Source organism: Bacteroides sp. MSK.18.37 (genome assembly GCF_019129155.2).
Lineage (GTDB): Bacteria > Bacteroidota > Bacteroidia > Bacteroidales > Bacteroidaceae > Bacteroides > Bacteroides ovatus.
Genome location: NZ_JAHOIB020000001.1, coordinates 3,635,249 through 3,652,916, shown reverse-complemented (window position 1 = coordinate 3,652,916; position 17,668 = coordinate 3,635,249). Strand labels below are relative to the sequence as shown.

The following is a 17,668-nucleotide window of genomic DNA, read 5'->3' as shown; positions in this document are numbered from 1 at the left end:
GACATATCTCTTTCTACTATAAAATCCACCCATTATCATCACACTTCCTTCTCTTCATCTAAAGAAACCACCCTACAAAAAGAGCAAAGAAGCTCCCTAATTGTTCCTTAAAAGTACGGAGAGCCAGTTCTATATGTTTCTCGACAGTACGAATGGAAATACCAAGTTTATCTGCAATCTCCTGATTAGTCAGAGATTTAAAGCGACTAAGGCAAAACACACTCCGGCGTTTAGGTGGCATCGTGTTAATCACACTTTGTACTGCCTCTCGCAATTCACGATAGTCTGTAGTCGGTTCATCTATACTTGAAGGTCGCTCCAATGTCATCATGTCTTCCGTTAACACTACATGAGTATTGTATTTGGCCCGAAGATAATTAAAGACTTCACGTTTGGAGAGTACATAAATATAGTTTTTGATTGACATTGTTTCGTCCAGCGCCTCACGGTGTATCCAGATTTTCATAAACACATTCTGAATAATATCTTCCGCTGCCCCTGCATCTTTCAGCATACCTTTGGCAAAAGCAAAAAAAGTAGGATAATAACGATGAAACAAGGTTTCATAGCTCCCCATGTCCCCTTCTCTCAACCGCTGTAACAACAGTTGCTCTTCAGTAGCAGAAGATAAATCAGTTTTATTCATCGTTTTTTCTAAAAAAGATTCTAGTCAACAAAGCTATAAATAATATAGAAGATATACCAAGCCGTATTTAAAATCACATCATATTGTAATATGTAAGGGAGAAATAAACAGGGAGTAGCATACTTCTGGTGACAAAATTATGAAATTAATATGAAAAATTCAAGTCTTATTGAAAATAGTGATGATTTTAAAAAAAAGTTCAAATCCGATTACGTACCCCCGTTAGATGATGTGTTCTTCATTATAGAAACGAATCACACATAGCGCGCTATTAACCATTGAATCAATTTATTTAAAGAACATGAGAAATTTTCTACTTTTATTCCTGCTACTCATGCCCGTGATTGGCAGTTGCACCGATGACTATGATGACTCGGCTGCCTGGAAGGACATTGATGGAATCTACAAAGATCTCGATCAACTGAAAGAGAAGCTAAACAGTTTACAACTGCAAGCGAATGCGTTGAGCCAGATTGTGAAAGGAGGAGCCATCACCTCTGTCACAGAAGCTGCTAACGGTGGTTATGTCATTTCTTATAAAGGAAGTGACAATATTGAGCATAGTTTCACCATTGCTACCACTGACCAAATGGTTTCCAGTCCGATTATCGGAATACAAGAAGAAGCCGGAACATATTATTGGACTACTACCACCAAAGGTCAAACGACTTTCCTGCTGGATGCCAACAAACAAAAAATACCGGTATCAGGTAGCGCCCCTCAAATACGAGTGGATGAGAATGGATATTGGATTATTAACGGCCAGCAAATTCTAGACAGCAACCAAAAGCCGATTAAAGCTGAAGGAAAAACAACTTCACTTATTACTAAAGTGGAAATGAACGATAACGGAACTGCTTCAATTACTCTAGGCAACGGAGAAACTCTATCGGTCAATACCTTTACACTATTTAATGTGGAGTTTAAAAATACAGATCAGACTGCCATTTCTCCTATTATTATAGAGGAAGGAACAAAAAACCTTACCTTAAATTATAATATCATTGGGAAAAAGGCAGCACAAGCATTGATGCTCATCACACGCAACGACGATGGATTAGAAGCCAGGTTAAATAGTAGTAATAAAACATTGGTCGTCACCTTCGCTGATGATTTCGAAGAAGGGGTAACAATGATTATGCTTTATGACACTGAAGATAACGTACTGATCAAACCGATGCGCTTCACTTTGCCTATCATTGAAAACGGAGGCATTGCTACTGCAACAGACTTCAAAGCATTTATAGATGCTGTGACCAGTGGAAGTAGTTTGCGTAAATTCAAAGATACGGAAGGAAACGTTATTCTGTTGAACGATATTGATATGAAAGATATCACGTTGACGAGCGGTGCAGGAAGTAATGTAACAAGCAATACGACCAACGCCAATACAAAAGTGGTTTATACAATCGGCGAGCAAACCTTTAACGATGTATTTGATGGTAAAGGACATTCAGTTATTAATCTGACTTTTACATATAATCTTGAAGACGGCAATATTGCCCATGGATTATTCAATGCACTCGGCAGTTCCGGTGTCATCAGGAATTTAGTGATTTCGGGTAATGCCACCATTACAGGTAAAGCTCCGCAAGGAGCTGCTATTGGCGGCTTAGTAGGCTATTGTGAGGGAAGCATACTGGCATGTACCAACCAAATAAATCTATCTTTTGAAGGAACAGACGCTGCTAATGTAGGTGTTCGAATGGGAGGTTTAGCAGGTGTATTATACGGAAATAAAATAGGCGACACAACACAAGCAAACGGTTGCAGCAACGAAGGTAACCTGACGTGCAGCAACATAGTCAACACTGCTTCCGGTGCCTATTCAGCTTTCAACCAAGGAGGTATTGCGGGATATATAGAAAATGATGAGGCTTATATCGGCTACGCAATTAACAAAGGAAATATCAGTGCACCTTCCGGGCGTGGTGGTGGAATTGCAGGAACTCTACAGGAAGGAATTATTGAAAACAGCACTAACGAAGGAGTCATTCAAGATGACGTGAATGGTGTTTTTGCTTCAACTTCCAAACGATATAATGTGAAACGCATCGGCGGACTTGCAGGAGGTATAAATACAGATAAATACCTCAAAAATTGTATTAACAACGGAAATGTCTATTCCCAAAACGGAAGTCGTGCAGGTGGATTTGTCGGACACAATGCCGGATTTGTTCAATCGTGTACAAACAATGGAATCATCTTGTCCGATGCAACTGCTGATGGAGCCAACAAACATGGTGCCGGATGGGCCTGTGGTTATAGTGGCACCAAAAACGGTACGAACTATATCACAGATTGTCATATCGGAGGTAAAGTTGGAGATTACAGTATTTACAAAAATAATCCGGAAGATACTCCGGGAGCAACTTACAGTAACGCTGTCCGTCACGGAGCTTTCTCCAAAGAAGCCAATAATTTCTCTAACCAGGATGAGGCATACTATGACTGGCAGGTGACCGAGGACCGTGAACTAGCATCAGGTATTGTGTACAAACACTACTCCTTTATCAATTTCAATCAAAATATCTATGCTATTGAAATTGACATGAACAACCCCAAAGTTACATTCGAGACAGTCATGGCAGACGAAATTTGCCCAAACCCGAATGGTAATAATAATTCAAATAATGGTAAAGTCCTCCGCGAAACCTTATCGGAGACTTGTACCAGACGAAGAGATGAAGGAAGAAACATTATTGTAGGTATAAATACCGGCTTCTTCAATTCACATGACGGCTTCCCCAGAGGAATGCATATTGAAGAAGGAGAACCGGTATTCATCAATAACCCGTATGTACGTTCTATCTTAACTAATCATGTCTGGGGATTCACCTTCTTTGACAACCGTACGGTTAGCTTCGAAAAAAGAGATTTCACAGGCAAACTGAAAGTTGGTACCAAGGAATATGAATATTATTCAGTCAATGATACTATTGTCCGTTTGAGTGGAAAACCATCATACGATGCAAACTTGTACACCTTCAGGTATGTAAAAGAGCCCCATCCCGGATTAACTAACCCGATAGGAACTAAAGCCCTATTTATCATCGGCAAGAACAACCAACCGCTAAAGGTTAACTCTGGTGATTTTGAAGCCACAATTACTAAAATCATTGACGGACGAGGCACTACAGTAGAAGCCCCATACGTAACAGATAAAAATGAATGGGTACTGCAAGTAACAGGAGACAAAGCTGACGAACTAGTTCAAAACCTAAAAACCGGTGATAAAGTACAAATCAGTGCCGAACTTAAAATAGGCAGTTCTACTAATCCAATCAAAGTACACAACTCCAGTATGTACCGCTATGTATATAATGGCGTATACTCTGCACCTCCTAAAAAAGAAGATGCAGAGACAATCAACCCGACCACCAATCTCGGTATGACACAGGATAAATCAAAGATTGTTATTTTCTGTGTAGACGGAAGGACAGATAGTGACAGAGGACTTGATTTCTACGAAGCTTACCGTGTTTGCAAAAAGTTGGGATTATATGATGTAATCCGTTTCGATGGGGGAGGCTCTACAGTAATGTGGACTTATGAGAATGGTATCGGAAAAGTAATCAATCACGTGTCGGATACGAAAGGTGAGAGAAGTTGTATGAACTATCTGCATGTCAGAGTACTCGAATAATGAATCAAACGAATGTTAATCACTGAATATATGAAAAAGTTTATAAGTATATCATTATTTATATCTGCCTGTTTTCTGGGAAGTTGCAGTTCTTACGACGACGAACGAATCTGGCAGGACCTCAACGAAATAGAAAAGACGATCGGAGATTATGAAGCTCAAGCCGAAACATTGACCAAGCAAATGACTTCACTGTCTAAAGTGATCGGGAGTTCGTTTATCACTTTAATCAGTCAGGATGCCGATGGCAACCACGTAATATCTTACAGTGACGGTGGTGGGGAAACCCACACCGTTACGATCGCTACTCAAGAAGATGCCATCAAACTTCCTATCATCACGGCCAAACAGGATACTGACAGTAAATTCTATTGGGCGCAGACGACTGATAAAGGGAAGACTTATACATTCATTCTCGACGGTGACGGAAAGAAATTTCCGATAGGCGGAACGATGCCTGACGTTAAAATAAACGAGAACGGTTATTGGAGTGTGAATGGCGCCAGCACCGGTGTATTAGCCAATGATTTAAGTAATCTGTTATTCAAATCGGCTTATATAGATGATAAAACAGGAGAAGCCGTATTTATTCTGGCAGACGGTCAGGAATTGCGTATGAGTTTACAAGAGGCACTCGGTATCCGGTTCAACAGTCCGGTTTACAATGCAGTAACAGACTATGCTACTCCGGTTAGTATTCCATATGAAATATATGGTACCCAATCGGAAAATGCATATGTAGACTTGTTTACTGCCTACAATATGGAAGTCAAAATAGATAAAGCCTCTTCCACCCTCATCGCTACCATGAAAGAAGGAGCGACTGAAGGAAATATTCTGTTGCTGGCAAGTGCAGGAAATAATACCGTATTGAAACCGATATACTTCACATACGGTACCGCAATTCTGGACGATCCACTATACCAAGGTCATGTAGGTCCTATCCAACTCAAAGGCACCCAAATGGACATAGAAATGCAGATATCTGCCAACATATTCTATCAGGTCAGTACAGAAAACGAGTGGATCACTTACAAAGGAACCCGTGCATTAATTACAACCACACATGCCTTCACCATTCTGGCTAATGAAACGGGTGACGAACGTTCCGGGAAAATAATATTCTCTAATTCGCTGTATAATATATCTTCAAGTATCGATGTGATACAAGAAGCTAAAGAAGTGGAAGCTAAAGGAGGAATCAGTACTGCTGCCGATCTAGTTAATTTTGCAAAAGCCGTAAATAACGGAACAAGTACCTCCCGCTGGCAGAATGACGCCGGAGAGATAGTATTGTTGAATGATATTGATATGTCATCCGTGACCAGTTGGACACCTATCGGTGATATAGATGCTTCCAACTATACTACGGCCGAGCCCTATGTTTCCATACATCCGTTTACTGGAACTTTCAACGGACAAGGCCATGCTATCAAGAACCTGAATTGTAGTGCAGATATAACAAATGGTGGATTGGCGTATGGTTTATTCGGTTCGATAGAAAATGCGACAATCAAAAATTTAGTTTTAGGAGATGCCAGTACCACTATAACTTGGATGATGAGCGGAACAGCATCTAAATATACTGTCATAGCTCCTCTTGTCTGCTTCGCCAAAAAATCGGTAATAGAGGGCTGTACCAACTATTATAATATCGACTTCACAGCCGATAATAAATCCGGAGAATTTAACGCACTTTCCGGCCTGGTAGGTACAATTGCCAACACAACCATTGGAGGAGAATCCAAAGCACAAGGTTGTTCCAACAGAGGATTTGTCCGTACAGGACGCATCAGCAATACAGCTAATGGCGGTACAGGTATGCAGACAGCCGGAATCTGCGCCTTCATGGCTAAAGCAGAAGGAGGAAAATTGAATTACTGCACCAACTATGGCGATATCAGTTGTCCGAGCGGAAGAACGGGCGGAATTGTAGCAACACTAATGTATGGTAACATTTACAACTGTGACAACAGAGGAACCATTGAAGATGACAAAGTAGGGCAACATGAAGGCAAAGAAGCGAGTGTGACCTACAATTACAAACGTATGGGTGGAATTGTAGGAGGTACAGACGACCTGAAAACCAAACCGGAATATACAGTAGAGTCCTGCACGAATTACGGAAATGTCATGACTCACCTAAGTGTCCGCACAGGAGGCATCATCGGTCACTCTAACATACAGATTATCGGTTGCGTAAACAAAGGTGCTGTTTTGGGAGATGTATTCACCGAAGGAAATGGGACCAACAGACATGGTCCGGGCTGGTTATGTGGTTATTCTGGTGCTTCCACTGCAACCTGGACCAATTGCAAGGCTTGTGTATGTGGAGGCTATGTCGGTGATTACAGCAAGTATAAGGACGATCCTACTTCTGCACCAGATGCCACTAACCAGAATGCATTTTGTCATGCAAACCAAAATTTCGATCCTAGTATTAATTTCTAAAAGACACAAGATATGAAAAGAATATATTTTGTCTGTTCGGTGCTTTTTTCCCTCCTGCTCACCAGTTGTGGGGATTATGATGACTCTTCGATTCAGAATAAGCTCAATGATTTCAAAGAGCGAATAGCCGCCCTTCAAACCAAAGCGGATAAACTCAATGAAGATATCTCAAAACTGGGATATTTGACGGAAGGAAATGTAATTACCTCTGTTTCCCGAAACTCGGACGGGCAATATGTTATTACCTATAAAGACAACAATAATGAAGAAAAAGCAGTTGTTGTAGCAACCCAGGAAGATGTAATAGAAGCCCCTATACTCGGTGTACGCCTCAACGATGACGACCAGTTGTATTACTGGACCACCACTATTGGCAATGAGACAAACTGGCTCACAGATGATACCGAAAAAAAAGTACCCGTCTGTGGCTATACCCCCGAAATGGGGGTAAATGCCGACGGTTACTGGACAGTCAATGGTGAGATACTCAAGGATAACAAGGGGACTCCTATTACAGCTACAACCGACGAGACGGCCATTTTTAAAAATATTACCAAGACTGATGAGGGATATCTCAAAATCACATTGGGTAATGGGGAAACACTCACACTGGAAGTGTTCAGTTCTCTGAATCTCAGGTTAAAAGCAAATGCTGTTACAAAAATAACCGATCTTTCCAGTCCCCTAAAAATTGAATATGAAGTAACGGGAGCATCTGCAGAAGAAGCATTAGTCACTATTGCCCAAGCGGTGAACGTAAAAGCAACAATCGACAAAGAGACTCATACCCTTACTGTAATATTCGAAAACAATTTTGATGAAGGTCATGTGATCATCACAGCTTACGATCTTCAGCATCTTGTACTTCGTCCTCTTTTATTCAAAAAAAATTAATCCTTAAAATGATATGAATATGAAAAAAAGAATCTTATTCACCGGACTTCTTCTGTTGCTGACTCTAGGCACTTTTGCAGTCACTCCTGTCGCTCCGGACAAGACACATGCGCAAAAGATAGTAGAAGCCATTCACAATCCGAAAACAGACTATGTAGTGGTAGTATCCCACCGGGGAGACTGGCGGGATTATCCGGAGAACTCCATCCCTGCCATCGAATCGATTATCCGCATGGGAGTTGATGTCATGGAACTAGACCTGAAACTAACAGCAGACAGTGTACTTGTCCTTTGTCACGACGGTACTATCGACCGGACTACCACAGGAAAAGGCAGAGTCAGCGACGTAACTTACGACTATATCAAAAGCTGTTTCCTGAAAACAGGTCATAACTGCCCCACTAAATACAAGATGCCGACCTTAAAAGAAGCATTGGCCGTCTGCAAAGACCGTATAGTGGTTAACATAGACCAAGGGTACCAATATTATGATTTGGTAATGGCTATCACAGAAGAATTGGGAGTCACAGAACAAATCTTGATTAAAGGTAAAAAGTCGGTTGATTTTGTAGATGCACAAGCTAAGAAGTATAAACACGCCATGATGTACATGCCCATTATTGATATCAACAAACCAAGCGGACAAGATTTGTTCCGTCAATATATGGACAAGAAAATCATTCCTCTAGCATATGAAGTATGCTGGCAGCAAGAAACTTCGGAAGTAAAAAAATGCATGAAGGATATACTTGCACAAGGTTCTAAAATCTGGGTAAATACTCTTTGGGCCTCACTCTGCGGAGGTGAAGAAGCAGGTATGTACGATGACTATGCTTTTGAACATGGGGCAGAAGTTTACCAAAAGGTATTAGATCTCGGCACATCCATCATACAAACCGACCGACCGGAGTTATTAATCAGCTACCTGAAGAAAATCGGACGGCACAATTAATCCCCGAAAGTAATTATTCTATTTACCAGATAAGAAAACATGAGAAATTTCAGATTGCTCCTTTTGGCTTCGCTTTTGGCACCGACTATCCTATGGGGACAAAGTATAAAAGACATCCGCTATGTAGATGCCTCCCAACTGACCCTTGTAGGAAAAGCCTTGCCTACCCCACATCTATATCACCGTATAGATACGGTAGCTTTCAAGGGATTTTCAAAATCAGAAAACCAGCAAGCCAGATGTTCAGCAGGATTAGCGGTTGTTTTCAGGACCAACTCACCCCAGATTGACCTGCTTCCCTCGTATAAATGGGAATACAGGAAAGATAATGTAACAGGAATAGCAGCTGCCGGCTTCGACCTCTATATCAGACAGAATAATGAATGGATATATGCCAATTCGCTAGCTCCTGCTAAACGGAACGAAGCATTCACACTGATGTATGGTATGGAGCCAAAGGAAAAAGAATGTCTGCTTTACCTGCCGATGTACAGCGAACTCGAATCTCTGAAGATAGGCATTCAGCCGGGATCTTCAATCGAAACGATCCCGAATCCTTTTGGGCAAAAAGTCGTATTCTTCGGTTCCAGTTTTACGCAAGGTATTGGAGCAAGTCGTCCGGGGATGAGTTATCCGCTGCAAATAGAGCGTAATACAAACTTACATGTCTGCAATTTAGGATTCAGTGGCAATGCCAAACTTCAGTCTTATTTTGCGGAAGTGATAGCAGCCACCGAAGCCGATGCTTTTGTATTTGATGTGTTTTCCAACCCCGACGCAATGCAAATCAAGGAACGTTTACAAGCATTTGTAGATATCATTGTAGCCAAACACCCTAAGACTCCTCTGATATTCGTACAAACTATTCAACGGGGCAATGAAGCATTTAACACCTTGATTCGAGCCAGGGAGAGTGACAAACTGGAAATAGTAGAAACTCTTATGAAAGAGATCATCCGGAAATATCCGAATATCTACCTGATAGGCAATCCGTTGCCATCTCCCGAAAACAGGGATACCTGTACCGACGGAACCCATCCGTCTGACCTCGGCTACTACTTTTGGGCTAAGAATTTAGAGAAAAAAATAATCGAAATACTAAATAAAAACAAGTGCTTATGAATATGAGATCAGATTAAAAATACAAATCTATCCCAAATAGAATATCTTATTCAGAAATAATCAACATAATATACTCATTGATAAAGAAAAAAAATGCATTTTTGTACTTTAAACAAATACGCTATGAAGATAACTAATGACATATTAAAAGATTATTTCTATGATAAGTGTTCTCACGAGGAAGAAATAGAAATCCAAAAGTGGTTGACAGAAAATGACAATAGCCTAGTGGACCAGAGTTTCCGTGAGATTATCTCTGAAATTCAAATGGAGAATCATGAGTTATCTCAAAAAGCTTTTGAGAAATTTCAAAAAGCAACTCAACCCCAACAGGTCCGCACACCACGCCCGGGACTTCAGCGTTCAATCCGCTGGATGCAGCGTGTGGCAGCCGTCCTTTTTATACCACTCTTATTTTTAGCCGGATATTTACTTCTTGACAAGAAGGCAAATACACACTGGAATGATATCACCGTACCACACGGTATGCATCAGACACTCACTCTTTCGGATGGAACGACGCTCCATGTCAATTCAGGCACGCGAGTAATTTACCCTTCCGATTTCACAGAAAATAAAAGAGAAATCTTTGTCAGTGGAGAACTCTTTGCCGATGTGGCAAAGGATCCAGACAAGCCTTTTATCATTTCTGCTGGTGACGTCCATGTGCAGGTGCTGGGTACAAAGTTCAATCTCCGTGCCTACGAGAATATCGAGACAGTAGAAGTCGCGCTCGTAGAAGGTTCGGTACTGTTCAAAACTCCAACTCATCCTAATGAGATTTTGAAGAAAGGAGAAATGATTCAGTATAACCGAACTTCACAGAAGATTGTCCGCGATACATTCCTTGCCAATCTGTACAAGTGTCCGGCCAAAAACGAAGGATTCTATTTCAGTAATCTTCCCCTTAATGATATTGTGAAGGAACTGGAATATTATTTCGATACCAGAATCATCATATTAGATCAAAAGCTAGGTGACAGCACTTACATTGCTTACTTCACTAACGGGGAAACTCTCGATGAGATTTTATCCAATCTCAATACAGACGGACAAATGTCCATAACCCGGAGTCAGGGAGTAATCTTGATTACTTCTGCAGCTCCATAAAATTAGCAGTAGTATAACCTGATATGAAGCAAACTAATATTTATAAAAAATATATATCAACGATCTGGTTTGCTTGTGTGATGATATTTTTCTCTCAACCCATTCTAGCACAAGACATAACCTTACAATTAAAGAATGTTACTGTAAAAGAAGCAATAGAAGCTTTACATAAGACCAAAAATTATTCTGTTGTGATCAAATCCGCAGAGATCAACATGAGTAAAAAAGTGTCAGTCAATGCCACTAATGCGCCTATTAAGGCCGTTTTGGATCAGATTTTTGTGGGACAGAATGTTAGCTACGCCATCAACGGGCATAGTATCATTATCAGTAAAAAGTCAGATACCAGTCAGCAAAAGCCCGGTGAGAAAAAGAAACAGACGATTACCGGTATTGTTTATGACGAAGAAGGTAATCCTGTTATAGGCGCTTCAGTGATGAACAAAGAAACCGCACAAGGAGCAATTACCGATCTGGATGGAAAGTTTTCTTTAGAAGCTTTCATACCCTCAACAATCGAAATTTCGTACGTAGGTTATGAAATGGCAACAGTCAATGTAAAAGACAATCAGACCAAGACCATCCGCCTGATTCCTTCCAGCCTGATGATTGACGAGGTAGTCGTAGTAGGCTACGGTAGTCAACGCAGAAGTAACCTGACAGGTGCCGTTTCCACCATCTCTAGTAAAGACCTGAACAACCGCCCGGTAGTGTCTGCTGCCAATGCATTGCAGGGAGCCGATCCATCTGTAAATCTTACTTTTGGTACAGGCTCGCCCGAGTCAGGGTATTCATTAAACATTCGTGGAGGTATCTCTGTCAACGGTGGCACGCCGTTAGTATTGTGTGATGGTGTAGAAGTACCGCTAAATCAAGTCAATGCAAATGATATCGAATCGATTTCTGTATTGAAAGATGCATCTTCATGTGCCATTTATGGAGCAAAAGCATCGGCTGGTGTGGTACTTATTACCACTAAATCGGGAAGTGCCGCAACAAAAGGAAAAGCCAAAATTTCCTATAACGGTCGTTTCGGATGGACACAGAATACGACTTCCACTGATTTTATCCGTACCGGGTATGATTATGTAACTTTCGCCAACAAGTTCTACCATGCATACAATGGTGTGAATATGTATTTGTATGAAGATGAAGAACTCCAGAAGCTCTACGACCGCAGGAATGATATGACTGAGAATCCTGAACGCCCCTGGGTAGAAATCGGAGAAGACGGGAAGTACTATTATTATGGAAATACAGATTGGTATGGACACTTCTACAATCGCACCCGCCCACAGATGGAACATAACGTTTCCATCACCGGAGGTGGCGAGAAGGTGAATTATTATATCAGTGGACGCTACTATCAGCAGTATGGTATGTTCAACATTGATAAAGACCTCTATAAAGATTACTCATTCCGTGCCAAGATGGATGCCCAACTGAATAAATGGATAAAATGGTCGACAAATATCGGATTGGACAACAACAATTACAGATATAACGGAACTTCCAATTATGCAATGACCATTGCTCGTCTGGAATCGAATATCAGTCCGTCATTCGTGCCTTTCAATCCTGACGGAACAATTGTGCAATATACAAACCAACTTTATGCCAACTCCCCTCTCGGAGCCGGCGACGGTGGCTATCTGACATCTCAAAGAGGGCATAACACCAAATCCAGAACACTCTTGTCTGTAGTCAACCAGATTGATATTACTTTACTGGAAGGATTGACTTTGACTGCCAATTACAGTTATCAGCAAAGAAAACAGCTGTATCGCTATCGCAACAACTCATTTGAATATTCACGTAGTCAGGGAGTGACACAGACATTCACTTCCGGAAGTATCTTTAACAACTATGAAGAAGACGAATCTTTCCCCGTCACTCATATGCTGAATTACTATGCTACTTTTGAACATTCATGGGCAAAGAAACATAATCTTAAAGTGGTGGCAGGTAGTCAGTATGAGACTTACCGTAATGTCAACAAAGATACTTCCATGACCAACTTGTCCAATGATAACCTCGACTCCTTTTCGGCAGTAACACCCGAAAGTGTGCTTACCGTATCACAAGATATCAGTGCCTATAAGACTCTTGGTTTCTTTGGGCGTATCAACTATGACTACATGGGCAAATACTTGCTTGAGGTATCCTGCCGTGCTGATGGTTCTTCCCGATTTGCAGAAGGAGACAGATGGGGAATATTCCCCTCGGTATCAGCAGGGTGGAGAATTTCTGAAGAAAACTTCTTCAAACCTGTAAGTGACTGGTGGAGCAGTTTAAAATTACGTGCTTCTGTCGGCAGTCTGGGTAACCAACAAGTAGATTATTACGCTTATCTGCAAACAATCACTTCCGATAACCAATTCAGTTATACCTTTGATGGAGAAGGAAAAGCATACTATGCGAAAATTTCCAATCCAATCTCTTCCGGGCTGACCTGGGAAACTGTTACAACATACAATGTCGGATTGGATATGTCATTCCTTAGAAACCGTCTAAGTATGAGTGCCGACTATTACGTCCGTAAAACAACGGATATGCTGACCACCTCATTGACTTTACCGGATGTATACGGTGCTTCTACCCCAAAAGCCAATTGCGCTGACTTACGGACAAACGGATGGGAATTATCTGTTTCATGGAACGATTCGTTCAAAGTAGCCAACAAGCCTTTCCGATATGGGATACAAGCTACCTTGGGAGATTACCAGCGCACAATCACCAAATACAACAACCCGGACAAACTGATTTCCGACCACTATGTAGGAAAGAAAATGGGAGAAATCTGGGGATACCATGTAGACGGATTGTTTAAAACAGACAAAGAAGCTGCGGAATATCAGGCAAAGATTAATGACAAAGCCGTGAACGGACGTGTTTACAGTAGTAAAGTAGACGGTTATCTACGTGCCGGTGATGTACGCTTTGCCGACTTGAATGGAGACAACGTGATCGGAGCAGGAGCAGGAACCGTAGATGACCCGGGCGACAAACGGATCATCGGAAATACGACTCCAAGATACAACTATTCTTTCCGCCTGGATGCAAGCTGGAATGGTTTTGACGTATCTGCTTTCTTTCAAGGGATCGGTAAAAGAGACTGGTATCCGTCCTCCAGTTCCAGTTCACAAGGAGCGAATTCTTTCTGGGGCCCCTACTCTTTCCCTTCTACCTCATTTATAGAAAAGTCATTCCCGGAAGACTGTTGGACAGAAGATAACAGAAATGCCTTCTTCCCACGCATCAGAGGTTATCAATCCTACTCCGGAGGTTCACTCGGAACAGTCAATGACCGATATATACAGAACATTGCTTATCTGCGTTTCAAGAACCTCTCTATCGGATATACCCTGCCCATCAACAAGCGTTTTTTCGAAAAAGTCCGTGTTTATGTTTCAGGAGAGAATCTATACTATTGGTCGCCTCTGAAGAAGCATAATAAAACCATTGATCCGGAATTGGCTATCTCTAGTAGCACTTACTCATCCAACACAGGTTCGGGATATGCTTATCCACGTGTTTATACTGTTGGAGTAGATATTACTTTTTAATTAATGATTAATCAGATATAGTATGAAAGCTATCAACAAAATAATTATCCTGGGAATGGTGACAACCCTGTTCAGTAGTTGCGACCTGACACTCCTACCGGAAAATGCAGTGACACCGGAGAATTACTTTCAAAATAAATCCGACCTGGAGTTATGGACCAATCAATTTTATACTTTGCTGGATGAACCGGACGCTTCAGCCGGTACAAATGCAGACGATATGATTGACAAAGGCATGGGACAGGTGATTGAAGGTACCCGTTCGGCTGCTAGCGAAACCGGATGGTCATGGAGCAAACTCCGTCACATCAATTATTTTCTGCAACATTCCTCCAATTGTGATGATGAAACCGCCCGCAGCCAATATAACGGTGTGGCACAGTTCTTCAGAGCTTATTTCTATTTCGTAAAGGTACGTCGTTATGGAGACGTGCCCTGGTATGATCAGGTATTAGGTTCGGAAGATCAGGAATTACTGGCTAAAGCCAGAGATTCACGCGAATTTGTGATGGATCGGGTCCTCAAAGATTTCGAAGATGCCGCCACCAGCTTACCAACTAAAAGCACAGACACTCGGAACACAAGAGTCACTAAATGGGCGGCATTGGCATTTGCCAGTCAAGCTGCACTTTATGAAGGGACTTATCGGAAATACCATGGACTGGATAATTATGAGAAATACCTGGAAATTGCAGCAAGCACTGCCCGGCAGTTTATTGACGAAAGCGGCTTCAGCCTGTATAAAGAAGGAACGGAACCTTACAGAGATATGTTCTGTGCCGACAACGCCAAAACCACAGAAGTCGTACTGGCAAGAGCTTATAACTTCGAAGGTTTGCAATTATCACACTCCGTACAATTCAGCATCGCTAACCTGCAAATGGGATTTACCCGCCGGTTTATGAATCACTACCTGATGGCGGACGGAACACGTTTCACTGATAAACAAGGATATGAAACAATGTTTTACACAGACGAGGTGAAAAACCGCGATCCACGCCTGCAACAAACCGTACTTTGTCCGAACTATATCCAAAAAGGAGAAACAACCGTGACCGCCAATGACTTAACTGCTTATTGCGGCTACAGACCTATCAAATTTGTAGGTACCAAAGATCATGACGGAGCCGCTAAAAGTACCTCCGATTGGCCTTTGATGCGAGCAGCGGAAGTCTACCTGAATTATGCCGAAGCCAAAGCCGAACTGGGAACACTCAAACAAGAAGACCTGGATATCTCTATCAATAAAATTCGAGAACGGGCTAAAATGCCGGATCTGAATCTTACGGATGCCAACAGTAACCCTGATCCTTATCTGGCAGCTTGCTATCCGAATGTTGAGCAGGGAACGAATAAGGGCGTCATTCTCGAAATCCGTCGCGAACGTACAATTGAACTAGTAATGGAAGGGTTGAGACAATGGGATTTATTCCGTTGGAAAGAAGGTAAACAAATGTTCAATCATTACGTACCTTACTACGGTATTTATGTTCCCGGAGTAGGAACATACGATATGGATGGTGACGGGAAGCCTGATCTGGAAATCTACGAAACCACAGCGACCTCCCAATGTGATAATAAAAAGAAACTGGATAAGGATATCTATCTCTCCAACGGAACATCCGGTTATATTATCGGATTCCCCAAAGTTACTTATGGCAAAGACTGGAAAGAGGAAAGAGACTACTTATGGCCTATCCCTGCTGACCAGCGCGTACTTACACAAGGCATTCTAACCCAAAATCCGGGTTGGGAAGATGGACTAAGCTACTAACTAACTCTTTATTTATTTCTTCATCAGAAGGTGTATCGGAAGATAATCGATACACCTTCCCATTACTATCGCCTTTCACTAGGCTATCAAATCCTACCACCATGTTAAAACAACTTATCAAATTTTATCACATCAGCACTCCTGCGACTCCTCTTAAAAAAGACAAGAAAAAACTTAAAAGATTGCAGTGGGCTACCTTTCTTTCCGCCACAGCCGGATATGGTATTTATTATGTCTGTCGGCTAAGCCTGAATGTAGTAAAGAAACCGATTGTTGAAGAAGGAATCTTTTCAGAAACAGAGCTCGGTATTATCGGAGCAGTGTTATTTTTCACCTATGCTATCGGAAAATTCACTAACGGATTTCTGGCAGACCGCAGCAATATCAGGCGTTTCATGTCCACCGGACTGCTAATTACAGCCCTGGCAAACTTATGCCTAGGATTCACCCACTCTTTCATTCTATTCGCCATATTATGGGGAATCAGCGGATGGTTTCAGTCAATGGGGGCTGCTTCTTGCGTAGTCGGATTATCCCGTTGGTTTGAAAATAAGAAACGGGGATCGTTCTATGGCTTCTGGTCGGCAAGCCACAACATCGGGGAAGCAATGACTTTCATTATTGTCGCCTCCATTGTCAGTGCTTTAGGATGGAGATACGGTTTCATTGGAGCCGGAAGTATCGGAATAATCGGGGCATTAATCGTCTGGAGATTCTTTCATGATTCTCCGGAAAGTGAAGGGCTGCCTGCCGTCAATCATCCACAAATGCAAAGTGAAACAGGTGATGCTGCCGATTTCAACAAGGCACAACGGCAAGCTCTAATGATGCCCGCAATTTGGATACTTGCCATTTCGAGTGCATTGATGTACGTCAGCCGCTATGCCGTAAACAGCTGGGGAGTCTTCTATCTGGAAACCCAGAAAGGATATTCTACACTGGACGCCAGTTTTATCATTTCTATCGGTTCGGTTTGTGGAATTATCGGTACAATGTTTTCCGGTGTCATCTCCGACAAGTTTTTCAGTGGGCGCAGAAATGCTCCTGCACTCATCTTCGGTCTGATGAATGTAATGGCACTTTGTCTGTTTCTATTAGTTCCGGGTGTCCACTTTTGGGTAGACGCGTTATCCATGGTACTGTTCGGTACTGCGATCGGAGTACTCCTCTGTTTCTTGGGCGGATTGATGGCAGTTGACATTGCTCCCCGGAACGCTTCAGGTGCAGCATTAGGAATCGTAGGTATTGCCAGTTACATCGGGGCAGGTATACAGGATATTATGAGCGGTATTCTCATAGGAGGGCATAAAAGCATTGTCGATGGCAAAGAAATCTATGACTTTTCTTATATCAATATTTTTTGGATCGGAGCCGCATTACTCTCCGTCTTTTTTGCTTTATTGGTATGGAATGTGAAATCAAAGGATTAACAGAACTGTCAGTATCATAAAAAACGTGAGTTCTTTTCGTCCTCATATGAATTTATTTCGTATTTTTGCGTGGACAT

The 17,668-nt window shown here is 41.9% G+C and carries 10 protein-coding genes; 9 read left to right on the top strand and 1 reads right to left on the bottom strand.

The features are described 5' to 3' along the window. Positions 1-58 precede the first annotated feature (58 nt). Positions 59-646: an RNA polymerase sigma-70 factor gene (locus KSX81_RS14315; RefSeq protein WP_008998019.1), complete on the bottom strand. Its 588-nt coding sequence runs from the start codon at positions 644-646 to the stop codon at positions 59-61. A 301-nt stretch (positions 647-947) separates the two neighbouring features. Between KSX81_RS14315 and KSX81_RS14310 the strand changes: the two genes are divergently transcribed. The 9 genes from KSX81_RS14310 to KSX81_RS14270 all read left to right on the top strand — a co-directional run bounded on the left by KSX81_RS14310 (position 948) and on the right by KSX81_RS14270 (position 17,591). Further along, complete coding sequence (locus KSX81_RS14310) at positions 948-4,292, top strand: PL29 family lyase N-terminal domain-containing protein (protein ID WP_008642881.1); 3,345 nt, start codon at positions 948-950, stop codon at positions 4,290-4,292. A 30-nt stretch (positions 4,293-4,322) separates the two neighbouring features. After that, a complete protein-coding gene (locus KSX81_RS14305) occupies positions 4,323-6,743 on the top strand; it encodes a PL29 family lyase N-terminal domain-containing protein (protein ID WP_225739704.1) in 2,421 nt (806 codons plus the stop codon). 12 nt (positions 6,744-6,755) lie between these two features. Beyond that, a complete protein-coding gene (locus KSX81_RS14300; RefSeq protein ID WP_008642877.1) occupies positions 6,756-7,637 on the top strand; it encodes a PL29 family lyase N-terminal domain-containing protein in 882 nt (293 codons plus the stop codon). Positions 7,638-7,650: 13 nt separating this feature from the next. Next, positions 7,651-8,589, top strand: a complete 939-nt coding sequence (locus tag KSX81_RS14295; protein WP_008020125.1) for a glycerophosphodiester phosphodiesterase family protein — start codon at positions 7,651-7,653, stop codon at positions 8,587-8,589. A gap of 39 nt (positions 8,590-8,628) precedes the next feature. After that, on the top strand, positions 8,629-9,711 hold the full coding sequence (locus KSX81_RS14290; protein WP_004312647.1) for an SGNH/GDSL hydrolase family protein: 1,083 nt from the start codon (positions 8,629-8,631) through the stop codon (positions 9,709-9,711). A 123-nt stretch (positions 9,712-9,834) separates the two neighbouring features. Continuing rightward, complete coding sequence (locus tag KSX81_RS14285) at positions 9,835-10,821, top strand: FecR family protein (RefSeq protein WP_004312646.1); 987 nt, start codon at positions 9,835-9,837, stop codon at positions 10,819-10,821. 23 nt (positions 10,822-10,844) lie between these two features. Next, entirely contained in the window at positions 10,845-14,387 is a 3,543-nt protein-coding gene (locus KSX81_RS14280; protein WP_008998020.1) for a TonB-dependent receptor, read from the top strand. Between the two features lie 22 nt (positions 14,388-14,409). Next, positions 14,410-16,161, top strand: a complete 1,752-nt coding sequence (locus KSX81_RS14275) for a RagB/SusD family nutrient uptake outer membrane protein (RefSeq protein ID WP_008642871.1) — start codon at positions 14,410-14,412, stop codon at positions 16,159-16,161. A gap of 101 nt (positions 16,162-16,262) precedes the next feature. Then, a complete protein-coding gene (locus KSX81_RS14270) occupies positions 16,263-17,591 on the top strand; it encodes an MFS transporter (protein WP_008998021.1) in 1,329 nt (442 codons plus the stop codon). Positions 17,592-17,668: the final 77 nt, after the last annotated feature.